Consider the following 13,658-nt stretch of genomic DNA (forward strand, 5'->3'; position numbering starts at 1 on the left):
GCCGCTGCCGCCGAGCCCAGGATGAACGGGGGATATGCCCAATCCAGCGTCCCTCGTGATGCTATCAGGGCTACTTTTTTCGTTGTTTCCGCCATTGTAATTACTTTTCGTTACTGTTCTGAAAAACCTGTTCAAAACAACATGAATAAAACATACAACCGTTATAAATGTCAGTGACCTGACCCGATAACACCACTTGCCGCAAAAACCAGAACGAGAATTTGTAGAATGGAAATGATTGAATAGATGACGTTTTTCTCATTGAAAAACACACCCGTCACTGCGACAAGACACACTATGGTAGCTGCTGCGAGATACGCCACCGACGCAAAACTCAGAACGTCTCCTTTAAGGATATCGGAAACCCACGCCCAACCTGTAGGCAGGTGAAACTGATGATTCAGCTCCGCAGCACTGCGATGCCAGTTCCCGGCAATATCATCGATCGAGACCGAAAGAGGCAGAAGCTCAAAGACATAAACCGCAAAACCGAATACAACCAAAACGATTCCCAGAGTCGAAACCCAATGCAGTACATGGGCATAAACAAGCTGGGCATTATTCGGATGTGCGTGATTGTTGTTCATATTCCAAATCCCTTGAATATCGCACGTACACCGGCGAGCAGCAGTAACGTTATAACAATGACCCTCACCGATTTCGTCCTTACCTTGGTCAACAGCTTGGCTCCTATCTTTGTCCCAAGCATCATACCGGCTATCGAAGGAACAGCGATCAGAGGCAAAACGGCACCTTTGTGAAGGTAAACCCATGCAGCAGCAGTGTCATTGATGGAAAGCACAAAGACACTGGTTGCCACCGACACTTTCAAAGGGGCTCCAAGCACGAGATTGAAAACAGGAACATTTGCCCAGCCGGCACCAAGCCCGAACATTCCAGCCATAAAGCCGATAACGACGAACAATACAAGCCCGACAGGGGTACGGTGAATCTTCCAGTCGATATCTTTCTTCAGCGATTCCTCATAGTAAATCCCCTGAATATGTAAAACCTGTGACAGCTTGTCAGACGCTGTGACTTCAGGAAATTCGGATTTCCTGGCCCGCAGCATCACGATAGCAATGAAAACAATAGTGCACCCGAGGGCTAGCTGAATAATGTGAGCAGGCAATGCAAGACCGACAAGAGCGCCAAAAATGGAACTTACAGAACCGATCAGGGCCATGGAAAGGGCAAGTTTCAAATGAGCAAGCCCTTTTTTCAAAAGAGGTGACCCTGCAGAAAGAGCCCCTGCAAGAGCAACCATCAAACCGGCACCTCGAACAAAATCAAGATGAAAGGGAAAAAGACTGCTGACAATCGGTACATAAAGTACCCCACCGCCAACACCGGCAACAATAGCGACAATTCCAAGAAAAAAAGAAAATACAAAGAGAAGGAGCACCCAGACCCACCAAACCATACTTTCGGCAGGAACAGCTTCAGCGCCAAGAACAACCTGCGGTGATACAACAAGCAATACTGACAGAAACAGCATTAACGACCCAAAAAACTTACCGCTGGTTGTTGAAAACATGAAAGACGTTTATTGAAAAGTTGGGTGTGATGAAGAGGATACGTCCGAACCATTTCACTGCAACACCGAATAGATGAATAAATATATAGTTTATTTGGAAAATACTGGAACTTAACAACTGTTTATTCAGAAAAAAAAACCGGATAAAGACACTTTTTTACACCGTTACACCAAAGAAACATCGAAAAGAGTTATGTATTCGATGTCTGTTTTCGAATCGGCTGTCCTTACCGTTATCTTTTCAGGTATCTCCGAGTACATTGTTTTAAAGAGCCGGACACATTCCGGCGAAGAAAAGTAGATTTCATCGATACAATCAAGCTCGATTCTTTCCTCCGGGACAGATGAAGATTGAGCGGAGACATCGAGAAATATCACACTGTTTTTCAGTGCTGTCAGTTCATCGACAAGATAATCATCGAAAGAACCCGAACAGGGAATGACAATACTCTCATCCGTTATCCCAAGGCTTCTCATTTCCACGACGACCTCTTCGGAGGTTCCGGCGTCGAGGCACAAGTCAGGCAGAACTCCGTGTTTCAAGAGTTCTGCAGAAGCGGCTCTGCCTACCGGACAAAAAACGGTGTTCACAAAATCCCCAACAGTGAGATCCTGTTCGAAAAGATGGTTGAAAAAACCACGCACCGCATATTTGTCAGGGAAAAGAAACATGAGCTCGGCACGTATATCCTCAACCGTTTCCTTTACACGTTCCTGTTCATGTCGCTTGAGCTCATTGCAGGAATAACGAACCAGAACGTACTCGCCGTTTTCATATCTATTTGCTCCATCACCGGTTACCAGTACTTTCTTCTTTTTACCGAACCAGTAATCATCGATAAACTCGGTAATGTTTTCTCCCAGAACAAGCAGTGCCGGTGAGACAACTTTCTTGTCCTTGTTTTTTAGCTCGCCAAGAGTTCCTGCAAATATCTTCTGGTTATAGCGAGTCGCATTCTGAACGATGGCAACCTTGGCTGTTTCGGCTTTTCCTTTTCCAATGAGAGCCTTTGCAACATCGCTGGCTGACGACGCAACCATATAATAAACAATGGTGTCCGCATCAGGAACGTGTATCTTGTCCAGGGGATGACCCGTACAGAATGCCACGGATGAGGACACGTGTCGTATGGTCAAAGGAATTTCTGTATAGGCACTTGCACCTTGAGCAGCCGTAATGCCGGGAATTATTTCATACTCGATGCCGTGTTTCCGCAAAAAAGCTATTTCTTCTCCTCCCCTGCCGAAAACATACGGATCACCTCCTTTTAACCGGGCGACTTTCCTCCCGAGCTTCGCATGAAACACGATCTCCTGGTTTATCGCATCCTGTGCAAAATGGTGTTTGTCTTTTCTTTTTCCGGTATATATTTTCAGGGCATCAAACTGCCCAACCAACTCACTGCTCACAAGATTGTCGTAAAGAATCACATCGACCTCGTGCAGGACTCTCTCTGCTTTGACCGTCAGCAATTCGGGATCTCCCGGGCCGGCGCCGATGATGTAGACGTAACCTTTTTTATGTGATTCCGTAGCTGCTTTCTTTGTTAGAAATTCATTCATCGCTCAATACTTTTTGCATCATCTATTTTCACGCATCAGATTGAAACAACATCCTCCGGCCATTTTACTATGGGGCTGAACCACAGCAAGAACTGCAACTCAACCATCCCGAAACATCTCTCGTATCCGGTTCCGCCATGCGACAGCTTTTTTTACATCCTGACCATTAGACGAAACGGCAATGGTCATTTCATTTTCCTTGATAACCGCAGGTGAGATAAAGTCAGAAAGTTCCCGATTGTCGACAACATTGACCATGATACCCCTTGCTGCAGCATCTGCTTTTACCTTGCGATTGACCTCGAAACTGTCAGTTGCGGCATAGACAAGAAAAAAGCCATCGAGATCGGTCTCTTCATATTTCTTGCAGACAATCTCGAAACCTTTTCCTTTCAGAGCATCATGTATCTCCGTGGCGACAATGGTAATGTTCCGTGTATATCTTTCTACAGTCTGTATCTTGTGCAAGGCAATGTTTCCACCTCCGATAAAAAGAATCTTCTTATCATCGATCCTTATGTTCAGCGGCAAAAAAACTTTTATCATAACTGATTTATTCGCAAATAGTTACAAGGATTATTACATATAAAACCCATACATGGATATTGAAATCGACACCATGTCTACAGTGTATATCGTATAAAGAGGGCTGCGGGTTTTCAATCCTGGGTTTTCACTGCTGCAGCAATCTTCAACAGTAGTGTCAGCAGAAGTATTCCTATTGCCCAGATGCCAAAAGTTATGGACACTTCACCCAAAGTCGGCATATATCCTACAATCTCCTCGAGCGGTGAGGGAACAAAGCCTCCGATAATCAACCCGACGCCTTTGTCGATCCATATGGAAACCACTATTCCGATACACGCCATTATCAACCATTTGGAAGATGTTCTGAGTTTCGGTATCAACAGCACAACCAAAGAGCCTAAACCGACAATCATCGATACGCGCATCCAGGGAACAAGCTGGCCTTTGCCATGAAGGCCGAAAAACAGATACTGAAGGCCGTGCATGTGGCTTGGAATGTTGCTGTAGAACGCTGTAAAAAATTCCATCCCCAAAAGGAAGAAATTGATAATCGCCGCATAGGTCACAATCACTGCAAGCTTGTTTATCGCCTGTTTACCTGCATCGAATCCGGTTGTTTTTTTGAGAATAAAAGAGACCAGAATCAAAATTGCTGGACCGGCTGCAAATGCCGATGCAAGGAAACGGGGAGCAAGTACTGCAGTAAGCCAGAGATGTCTGCCTGGCAATCCTGCATACAAAAACGCAGTCACAGTATGAATACTGACTGCCCAGGGAATGGAAAGATAAATAACGGGCTTGACCCATTTCGGTGGCTGCACCCCTTTCCTCTCCGCGCCGAGTACCGTCCAACCGCTGACGATATTCAACAGCAAATAACCGGTCAGTACCGTGGCGTCCCAGAAAAGCATCGAGTTCGGCGTCGGATAGAGCATTACATTGAGTATCCTGTCGGGTCTGCCGAGATCGACGAGAATGAATAACAGACACATTATCGTTGCTGTAACCGCGAGAAACTCACCGATGATGACAATCTTGCCGAAAGCCTTGTAATCGTGCAGATAATAGGGAAGGACAACCATCACAGCAGATGCAGCCACACCGACAAGAAATGTAAACTGTGCAATGTAGACCCCCCAGCTGACATCCCTGCCCATCCCCGTGAGGGTAAGACCCGTGGTCAGCTGATTGATGTAGGAATAGATGCCTGCTGAAATGATAACAAGCAGGAACACGATCCAGCCCCAGTAATTACGGTCTCCGTTAAATGCTTTCTCTATCATGAGGAATCATTATATGATGTAGAAAACGGATGGCCTGGTACCCAGTTCAGCCCTCCGTTGCAATGTGTGGTTCTTTTCGAGCAACAATCTGACTTCCGACTCCGGGTCATTCAGATCTCCGAATGTCAATACACCTTCCGGACACGCTGCAACACAAGCAGGTTGCAGTCCCTGTGCAAGCCGCTCGGAACAGAAGTTACATTTTTCAACTACACCCCTTTCCCTGGTGGGGTATGCCTGGCTCCTTTTTGGAATAGCCGGTCTTGGATCTCTCCAGTTGAAGCTTCTCGCCCCGTAAGGACAGGCGGCCATACAGAAGCGGCAGCCGATGCAACGATGATAATCCATCGCGACAATACCGTCCCAGTCGCGCTTGAATGTCGCCTTTGTCGGGCACGCTCTTACGCAAGGCGGATTATCACAGTGGTTACAAAGAGCCAGATATGACCGCTCCCTGGTTTCTTCACTGACAAACTGCGCACTCTCACCAGGAAAAACATTTCCATAGGGGCTTTTCCATATCCATTTTATCTCATCTTTGATGTTATCGAAATCAGGCACATTGTGCACCTCGTGGCATGCGTCTATGCATTTCGTACACCCATCCTTACATTTTCGTGTATCGATAACCATTCCCCAGCGTCTTCCTGAAGCAGAATCTTCATGAGTTGTCGACGCAACCGCCGATTCAAATGAAGACTTCGGAAAAATACCGGAAGCGACTCCCAGACCTGCAAGGACACCTAAACCGGTTTTCTTGATAAACTCTCTTCTATTCTCGTTCATCACATTGTTTTCTACATTTCATGATGACATCCATAGCAGTTCGGTTTGGCACCTGCATAGGTGTGACAGTTTATACAAAACCCCCTGCTGCCATGACATTCAAAGCAAGTGTTCAGGCTTTTTTCAAATTCTCTGCCGTCAGGAGTTACATGAATGCGCTCACCATCGCGCACTGACGAATGACGCCACTTGTTCAAAAGAAGCATGTGGTTCTCACGCATGTATTCTCTCGACTCGACACAGTTTTCACCGGGCCCTTTCGCAACCGGTGTCGGAATTTTTTTTGCTTCACCTTCCTGCCAGAATGCATAGGTTACCGCAAAGAAAAAAAGCGCCAATCCCCCAAAGACAAGTATGCGTTCCCTAATCTTCATCTTCCACCTCATCCTGGAATCCGGCCATTGGGTCCTCCCTCATGTCCTCGGTTCTTTTGTTTTCACCCTCCATAACAAGAGCGTTTCCGACCAACTCGTGAAGACCGTAAACTGAAACCCCTGGATTCCAGTAGTTCATCAGGGCAGGTAACGTTGCTCGATCGATAGCGCATATCGTAACGAGAGAATCCACATCGTGCTTCTCTTTAACATGCCTTACTGCATTGGCTCTGGGAAAACCGCCTCTCAAACGAATATCCATATACTCTTCTGTATTGATACCACTCCCCGAACCACAGCAGAAGGTCTGCTCACGAATGGTGTTTTCAGGCATCTCGTGAAAGGTGTTGCATACATTATTCAATACATACCTCGGCTCCTCGAGCATTCCCATCCCCCTGGCTATGTTACAGGAATCGTGGAACGTCGTTCGCAGATGGTCATTGCGTTTGGGATCGAGCTTCAGTTTACCGTGTCTGATAAGATCCGCGGTAAACTCGACAATATGTACCATTTTTGTAGATGCCGCATTGGTGAATGTGGTCCCGGTCAAGGGTGAAACCGGTTGTTCGAGAAAATCAGCCGGACCATTCATGGTATCCATGTATTGATGTACGACTCTCCACATATGTCCACATTCACCACCAAGCAACCATTTGACACCCAGCCTCTCAGCCTCATGGTACATTTTGGCATTGAGTTTTTTTGCCATCTCGTTAGAGGTGAAAAATCCAAAATTCCCTCCTTCCGAAGCGTAGGTGCTGATGGTGTAATCCAGACCGATGTGCTCGAAAAGCATCATATACCCCATCATCGTGTACACACCCGGCTCGGCGAAGACATCACCTGAAGGTGTTATGAACAATATTTCAGCTCCCTTTCGGTTGAACGTTGGATTAACGGTCACTCCGGTAAGATCTTCAATGTCTTCGGCAAGCGACTCGATATTCTGCACAAACGTGTGCGGCTCGATCCCCAAGTGATTCCCTGTTCGGTTACAGTTCGATACCGGTTCAAGAATCCAGTTGTTGTTAACCCCGATAAGGTGTAGCAACTCTCTGCCCATCATCGTGATCTCCGCTGTATCGATACCGAACGGACAGAAAACGGAGCAGCGGCGGCATTCGGTACACTGGTGGAAGTACATATGCCACTCCTTGATAACTTCGGGAGTCAGCTTTCTCGCCCCGGAAAAACCTTTGAGGATTTTCTCAGCAAGAGGAAAATCGTTCCGATACACGGAACGGATTAGTTCGGCTCGTGCAACCGGCATATTCTTGGGGTCTCCCGTACCCAGGAAAAAATGACACTTGTCGGCACAGGCCCCGCAACGCACGCAGATATCCAGAAAAAGCTTGAAAGAACGGAACCGTTCAAGACGGTCTTTCATACCATCCTTGATGGTTTTTTCCCACCCGTCGGGTAACTTCCAGTCTTCATCTGTCGGTGACCACTTTCTTGGATTTGCGAATCCAATATCTTCGACAATTTCAGGTTTGGCAGGATAACACCAGTTTCCATCTCGGAACTCTACAGGCGTATCGAACAACTCCTTGTCAGGATAATCGCCTTTCAGGAGGCTTGGTTTTTCCTCGAACTCTTTTTTCAGTTCCGATTGTTTTGGAGCAAATTTCGGCATAATTATTTCTTTTCAACCGGCAGGTTCGCTTTTTTCATCTTTTCACGGAACTCATCTTCGTATTCGGCATAGGTCCTGAATTTACTGTCGGGATTCCAGGGATTCACATGCCTTTTTTCTCGACTGTTGTTGGCGAGATTACGTGTCGGACTCATGAAAATCCCGCCCATGTGCATCAACTTGCTGAATGGGAAATACATGGCAAGTACGCATACAAGGAAAAGATGAACATAGAAAAGTGCACCGATCCCTTCAGGAAGAGCGAGATTGAAATGGACAAGATTGACCATCAGATCTTTTACCGACATCACATCGACTTTGACAATGTAGCGCATGAGAACTCCAACAAGCGCTATCGCCAAAATCATGAACAAAGGGAAGTAATCGGCAGGTAACGATATCAAACGTACCTTAACATCCTGAAACCGCCGAATCACAAGAAATGTCACCGCAGCAAGAAGAATGACATCGGTAACATATAATGCAGGAAGCGTTATATCCAGAAAACCGTCAACATCTTCGAGCAGCTGTACAAAACCAGGAACTTTAGCTATGAAAAAGCGGTAATGACGAAGCACGACAACCAGCATCGACCAGTGAAAAGCAAGCCCGGCAAGCCATAACCACTTACTTGAACCATAGGCAAGTTTCGGGCCGTTGTGCAGCTCAGCCTTGGTGTTCCTGAAAAGAGAACGGAAAAAAAGCACTTCCGATAACACTCTTCCTGTAGCCTCCCAGAAATTGGATGGACTCTCGAGCCGGTTAGGTTTTATCCAGTCAAGAGATTTCTCCTGCCCACAGGTCGTAGGAATCCTGAAAGGAACGGGGCTTCTTGCCCAATCGACCACCCTGTAGATAAAACCACCGATAAAGACCACAATTGCAACGTAGGGTATGATCACACCGAACAGAAAACCGAGCCCGGCGAACTGCACCGCTACGTAAGGCACGAATGCCAATAGTACAACCATTATCAGAGGCATTACAGCTTTTTTCATGCTTTGGCCCTCCTTGACATCATAAATGTCTGACGCTTGCTTTCTTCGACTTTCAGCTGATAGATTTTTTCACGGTGCACCATGTAACTATCGAATGCCTGGAGCGTAAGCTGTTCCATATCGGTCCGAAACTCGTCCCAATGTATCTGCTTCACCTTTCCAGGAGCAATTTCTCGCAGTATTGCTTGCAGTTCAAAAAAAAGCGACATCGCCTTAGAAGGCGGAAAATTCTGAACCGCAAGGATTCGTGATACTCTGTTCACTGTTTCGCCGACTCTTTCGGATGATTCATCCAAAGCATCCAGAATTTCAGCCAATACGTCAGAAAGAGCCTCCGCCAAAGGAGTCCCCGAATGCATTCTTTGCGGAAAAAAGGCAAGAACGCTTTGCCGCCAACGCTCGAGAACAAGCGGTCTGTTTTTGTGTATCAACCTGATGTATTCTTTATTCATGACATACAGAAAAAAATCAGAGCCAGCTGTTTACCTGATGATCTTCAACAAGATCGACAAACCCGTCATAACCGATCCGTTCCACTCCTTCGACCACTGCAGAAATTCCCCGGGCTGCAAGATCAGGCTGCAGCACGTAGACGGGATTGGTTTTCAGGGTACTTTCAAGCAGGTCGGAAAATCTATTTCCTCCTTGAACGGCATAGACACCGTCTTCGATAAAAAGTAAAGGATCTCCAGGCTGGAGAAATCTGATGCAAGTCTCCATTGCGTTGTTTTCGAAGGGAGACCTGTTGATGGTGTGTAACATACTTTAGTAAATTTTTTGCTGCTTCAACATTACGGCTCAATGCGGAACGATAACATCCTGTTCGTTCATAAGCCTTCCTATTTCCCCGGATGTCAGAACCTCGACATCGACGAGGAGATCCTCCTCAGTCAATCCGCGTTCCTCGAGCGATTCCTCATCGACATAGAGCTTTTCAACGTCATATCCGTCAAGTGCCATGAATGTTTTGGCAAAGCCTTTTATTCCTATTCCTTCGGTATCCTGATCTTTCTTCAATGCATAGATACCATCACCGATGAACGCAACGGAAAGATCCTGCTCATAGGCTGCCATTATCAGGATCATTTCCAGCCCCTCATAGGTATAAATCGAACCGTGAGGCGCACGGCGCATCACGTGCATAATCTTTTTAACATCTTCCATTTTTATAGAGAATACAGTGTTTAGTCTCCAAAAGTTACCAGTCTGTCATTGCGGATGGCGATGTCGGTCAACGTTCCGAGACCGGTGATCTCCGCACCATCTATAATGACATCGTCATTGATTCCTCTGCGCTTGGACGCTGCGATACATGCCAGCACTTCGACACCGTGCTCTTTACCGAGCTCATTCCAGCGTCTCGCAATATCCCTGTCGTCCTGTGGGGGATCCATATGTTTTGTCACATTTGTCACACCATCGTTATAGAGAAAAACGGCATCAACCTTGTGCCCTTTTTTGATAGCTGCTTCAGCAAACTTGTAAGCGGTATCCGAAGCCTGATGGTTATAAGGCCCCTCCTTTAGCAAAATCCCTATATTCACCGTAGATACTATTGATTAAGGTTATTAAAATAGCTTGGCACCGAGTTCAAGTACACGCCGCCGCTTTATTTTTAAACATCTCGTAGAGAGACTTCCAGGCTGTGGTATAGTTCTCGTAAGGCCTCTCTATATAAGAGGAGAGATAGAGCGCCTTTTCTGCAGCATCGACATCACCGATTTTCAACGCTTCGGCCGCCTTTTCGCCTGAATCAGCAGCATCATTGCCCATAAGGTGCACCTGATGCCAGTAATTTACCGCTTCCTCACGGTAGATAAACGAGACCGGAAGAGCCTCTGCTTGTTTCAGAGAAACGATCTCAGCATTTTTTGGACCGAATTGCATCTTCCAGCCGTTTTCAGCCCACGTTCTGGAGAGTTCGATCGCTTCTTCCACCCGAGGGATCATATCTTCAAACATAAAACTCTATACCTCCATTTTTAAGGGCACCTCTATTGTATTTTTCAGCGCTTCATTTGCATCAGTGACCCCGATATACCGGGAGATTCCGTTCACCTTGCTTTTGAACCGCTCATGACAACAAATCGAGATGTCCGTCATTTCTTTAAAGCCCCTCGGCACCACCCATCTGTATATACCCGCAAGGGCAGATCAGATGACAGAGGTGGCAACCCTCACACTCTGCATATTTGGTATACATCACCTCACCGACGGGATTATCCTTAAAACGCTTAATCGTTTCATGCGGACAGAAGGAAACGCATTGTTTACAGTCGAAACAAAGCCCGCAACTCATACAACGCTTTGCCTCCTGAATGAACTGTTCTTCGGTAATCCCCTGATCGACTTCAGTCTCGAGGCCATCCTTGACGCGAACGTCAGGAGGGAGGTGCTTCCTTTCACTCCTCTCTGCACCCTCGTAATACTCGAGATTCATATCGGAGGTTTTGATGACTCTTCGATCCTCAACCGGCGGGAACTCTCCGGTGAATTTGGCATGGATGCATTCAGCAGCCCTTCTTCCATCACCTATGGCACCGCAAACCAGACCGAGGTTCACCGCATCACCCCCGGCAAATACGCCGTCTTCGAGTGACCAGTCTTTATTAGGCTTCAGCCAGTCCCTGCCACTGATGTAACGCTCGGCATCCAGCCATTCAGGTTCCTGGCTAATGGACGGGATGAGCGTGGAACAAGGTACTTCGAACTCCGAACCTTCGATCGGCACCGGTCTTCTTCGACCACTCTTGTCAGGCTCACCAAGTTCCATTCGCTGACACTTTACAGCGACAGCACGGCCATTTTCGGTCACAATGCCGATTGGAGCGGTCAGAAACTGAATATCGACCTTCTCTTCAAGCGCCTCCTCGATTTCAGGATCGATTGCAGGCATTTCGTCACGTGTACGGCGATAAAGAATCGTCACCTTTCCGGCACCGAGTCTCAACGATACACGAGCTGCATCGATAGCGGTATCACCCCCACCGATCACAACAACCTGATCACCGACATCGATTTTTTCGTCTGAATGAACTCGGTTGAGAAACTCCGCACCTGTGTAGACATTCTCAGCATCTTCACCATCGAGACCAAGCCGAATGCCTTTATGGGCACCGATTGCAAGGTAAACCGCATCGTACCTTGTCCTGATTTCATCAAGACTTATATCCTTGCCAATGACCGTGTTACACCTGATTTCAACCCCCATTCGCTCAATAGCCCCCACTTCGGCATCAATAATGTGACGGGGCAGCCTGTAAGGGGGAATTCCGTATCGAAGCATTCCTCCTGTTTCCTTGAACGCTTCGAAAACAGTGACATTATAACCGCGACGGGCAAGCTGAAACGCACAGCTCAAACCTGCAGGACCTGAACCGACAACGGCGATTCGCTCGGGCCTCACTTCATCGGTCAGTTTCTCATGTTCGAAACCGTGCTCTATGGCATAGTCACCTATCCAGCGCTCGAAGGCGTTGATACTTACCGAACCATCCTTTTCATCACGGTTGCAGCCGCCTTCACATGGGTTTGGGCATACGCGGCCGCATACTGCCGGCAACGGCTGCGTTTTACTTACCTCTTGCCAAACCTTCCGGTACACCTCTTCCTTCTTCAGCTTTTTGGTTTCTATCTGCTGTGCCGTCGTAAGCCACGTGCGGATATCGTTTCCCGCCGGGCACGCATCGTTACAGGGTGGCCGCCACTCGACATATATCGGACATTTGTGACTGGCATCACCGAAAGCAACGACTTTATCCGCCCCAGATTGCTCCTTATACGGTGGGTACTCGTAATTGAGAGCGAAATCAAGGACCGGGTTGGACTCTTTAGGATCAAGTTGACTCATGTTCTACTCCTTGCCTTTTATCAGAACCGTACGTGAGCGGACTGATTGAATGTTGTTCTCGCATGTCTGTAGTTATCGATCATATCCTCATCAAAGGTGAGACCGGTCTCTTCGAAGAACTGTTTCCAACCGATTCTTTCAACCCATTCACCAAGTCTTTCCCATGGCCGTCCACCCTTACGATAGGCGTCGAGAATCTGTTTGACAACAACACTCACCTCAGGCCAGCGGGGTGGATTGTTCGGTAAACCATGAGCAACAAGGCTCATCAGAGCCGGCTTCGATCTGGCGTTACTGTTTTTACCGGCAACCCAGACGGCAAATTTCGAATATTCGGGGTGATTGATTTCCATGGACGGACAGGCCCCGAAACAGGCGCCGCAGTACATACATTTTTCCTCATCGATCACCAGCGACTTTTTGCCATTGACAACCGTAGGACGGATTGCAGCAACAGGACAACGGGCGACAACTTTCGGAAGCTCACAAATTTCGCTTAGATTTTCATGGTTGATCCGGGGAGGACGGGTATGTTTCACGATAATCGCGATATCACCCTGGCCACCGCAGTTCAGCTCACAGCACTGGGTAACGATCTTGACCTTATTCGGGAAATCCATGCCTCTGAAACCGTCGATAAGTTCATCCATCAGGGCTTTGACGACACCCGATGCATCAGTTGCGGGAATGTCACAATGCAACCAACCCTGTGTATGGGCAATCGGAGAAATCGTCTTGCCGGTACCGCCGACCGGAATTCCCCTGCTTTCGAGCTCATCGATAAGCGGCTGGACTTTCTCCTCATCCGGAGTCAGAAATTCCACATTGTTTCGAGTGGTGAACCTCAGGTATCCATCGGCATAGGTATCGGCCACATCGCAAAGCCCCCTTATGAAGTCGACCGAATCCTGACGGGGCGTTCCTCCTCGCACCGTATAGAGTACATCACCACTCTCGGCAACGTGCTTCAACACCCCGGGCCGGGGATACTCATGATATACCCATTTTCCGTAGTTTCTTTTCACAACCGGGTGCAAGCCCTCCTTATACGGATAAGGACCCGACTCGATGGTTTTCCATGTTCTTTCAGGACTGCTCAT

Annotated in this window: 17 protein-coding genes; all 17 read right to left on the reverse strand. The window is 47.5% G+C overall.

Going from position 1 to position 13,658, the window contains the following annotated elements:
• The coding region (locus tag QZ209_RS11915; protein WP_294344426.1) for a DsrE/DsrF/DrsH-like family protein at nt 1-95 on the reverse strand (95 nt) is incomplete at its 3' end.
• A 75-nt stretch (nt 96-170) separates the two neighbouring features.
• Entirely contained in the window at nt 171-587 is a 417-nt protein-coding gene (locus tag QZ209_RS11920) for a DUF1634 domain-containing protein (protein WP_294348239.1), read from the reverse strand.
• Nucleotides 584-1,537, reverse strand: coding sequence for a sulfite exporter TauE/SafE family protein (locus QZ209_RS11925; RefSeq protein ID WP_294348241.1), 954 nt, complete (start codon nt 1,535-1,537; stop codon nt 584-586). Before QZ209_RS11925 ends, QZ209_RS11920 begins: the two co-directional genes overlap by 4 nt.
• 165 nt (nt 1,538-1,702) lie before the next feature.
• On the reverse strand, nt 1,703-3,100 hold the full coding sequence (gene cobA / locus QZ209_RS11930) for a uroporphyrinogen-III C-methyltransferase (RefSeq protein WP_294348244.1): 1,398 nt from the start codon (nt 3,098-3,100) through the stop codon (nt 1,703-1,705).
• A gap of 99 nt (nt 3,101-3,199) precedes the next feature.
• On the reverse strand, nt 3,200-3,643 hold the full coding sequence (locus tag QZ209_RS11935; protein WP_294348428.1) for a bifunctional precorrin-2 dehydrogenase/sirohydrochlorin ferrochelatase: 444 nt from the start codon (nt 3,641-3,643) through the stop codon (nt 3,200-3,202).
• Between the two features lie 116 nt (nt 3,644-3,759).
• Complete coding sequence (gene dsrP / locus QZ209_RS11940; RefSeq protein WP_294348247.1) at nt 3,760-4,911, reverse strand: sulfate reduction electron transfer complex DsrMKJOP subunit DsrP; 1,152 nt, start codon at nt 4,909-4,911, stop codon at nt 3,760-3,762.
• Between the two features lie 9 nt (nt 4,912-4,920).
• Entirely contained in the window at nt 4,921-5,697 is a 777-nt protein-coding gene (gene dsrO, locus QZ209_RS11945) for a sulfate reduction electron transfer complex DsrMKJOP subunit DsrO (protein ID WP_294348250.1), read from the reverse strand.
• An 11-nt stretch (nt 5,698-5,708) separates the two neighbouring features.
• On the reverse strand, nt 5,709-6,071 hold the full coding sequence (gene dsrJ, locus QZ209_RS11950) for a sulfate reduction electron transfer complex DsrMKJOP subunit DsrJ (protein ID WP_294348252.1): 363 nt from the start codon (nt 6,069-6,071) through the stop codon (nt 5,709-5,711).
• Nucleotides 6,061-7,710 carry a sulfate reduction electron transfer complex DsrMKJOP subunit DsrK gene (gene dsrK, locus QZ209_RS11955; RefSeq protein ID WP_294348255.1) on the reverse strand — a complete coding sequence of 550 codons (1,650 nt, stop codon included), beginning with the start codon at nt 7,708-7,710 and terminating at the stop codon, nt 6,061-6,063. The genes dsrJ and dsrK overlap by 11 nt, the downstream gene beginning before the upstream one ends.
• Nucleotides 7,711-7,712: 2 nt before the next feature.
• Entirely contained in the window at nt 7,713-8,708 is a 996-nt protein-coding gene (gene dsrM / locus QZ209_RS11960) for a sulfate reduction electron transfer complex DsrMKJOP subunit DsrM (RefSeq protein WP_294348258.1), read from the reverse strand.
• Nucleotides 8,705-9,160, reverse strand: a complete 456-nt coding sequence (locus QZ209_RS11965) for an RsbRD N-terminal domain-containing protein (protein WP_294348261.1) — start codon at nt 9,158-9,160, stop codon at nt 8,705-8,707. Before QZ209_RS11965 ends, dsrM begins: the two co-directional genes overlap by 4 nt.
• 16 nt (nt 9,161-9,176) lie before the next feature.
• Nucleotides 9,177-9,470 carry a sulfurtransferase complex subunit TusB gene (gene tusB, locus QZ209_RS11970; protein WP_294348291.1) on the reverse strand — a complete coding sequence of 98 codons (294 nt, stop codon included), beginning with the start codon at nt 9,468-9,470 and terminating at the stop codon, nt 9,177-9,179.
• A gap of 36 nt (nt 9,471-9,506) precedes the next feature.
• Nucleotides 9,507-9,872, reverse strand: a complete 366-nt coding sequence (tusC, locus tag QZ209_RS11975) for a sulfurtransferase complex subunit TusC (protein WP_294348296.1) — start codon at nt 9,870-9,872, stop codon at nt 9,507-9,509.
• A gap of 20 nt (nt 9,873-9,892) precedes the next feature.
• Complete coding sequence (tusD, locus tag QZ209_RS11980; protein WP_294348299.1) at nt 9,893-10,252, reverse strand: sulfurtransferase complex subunit TusD; 360 nt, start codon at nt 10,250-10,252, stop codon at nt 9,893-9,895.
• A 46-nt stretch (nt 10,253-10,298) separates the two neighbouring features.
• A complete protein-coding gene (locus QZ209_RS11985) occupies nt 10,299-10,670 on the reverse strand; it encodes a hypothetical protein (RefSeq protein ID WP_294348302.1) in 372 nt (123 codons plus the stop codon).
• A gap of 145 nt (nt 10,671-10,815) precedes the next feature.
• Nucleotides 10,816-12,558: an NAD(P)-binding protein gene (locus QZ209_RS11990; RefSeq protein WP_294348304.1), complete on the reverse strand. Its 1,743-nt coding sequence runs from the start codon at nt 12,556-12,558 to the stop codon at nt 10,816-10,818.
• 20 nt (nt 12,559-12,578) lie between these two features.
• The gene (gene dsrB, locus QZ209_RS11995; RefSeq protein WP_294348306.1) at nt 12,579-13,658 is read right to left on the reverse strand and encodes a dissimilatory-type sulfite reductase subunit beta; all 1,080 of its coding nucleotides are present in this window, start codon (nt 13,656-13,658) and stop codon (nt 12,579-12,581) included.

The sequence above is a fragment of the Prosthecochloris sp. genome (assembly GCA_015482705.2).
Taxonomy (GTDB): Bacteria; Bacteroidota; Chlorobiia; order Chlorobiales; family Chlorobiaceae; genus Prosthecochloris.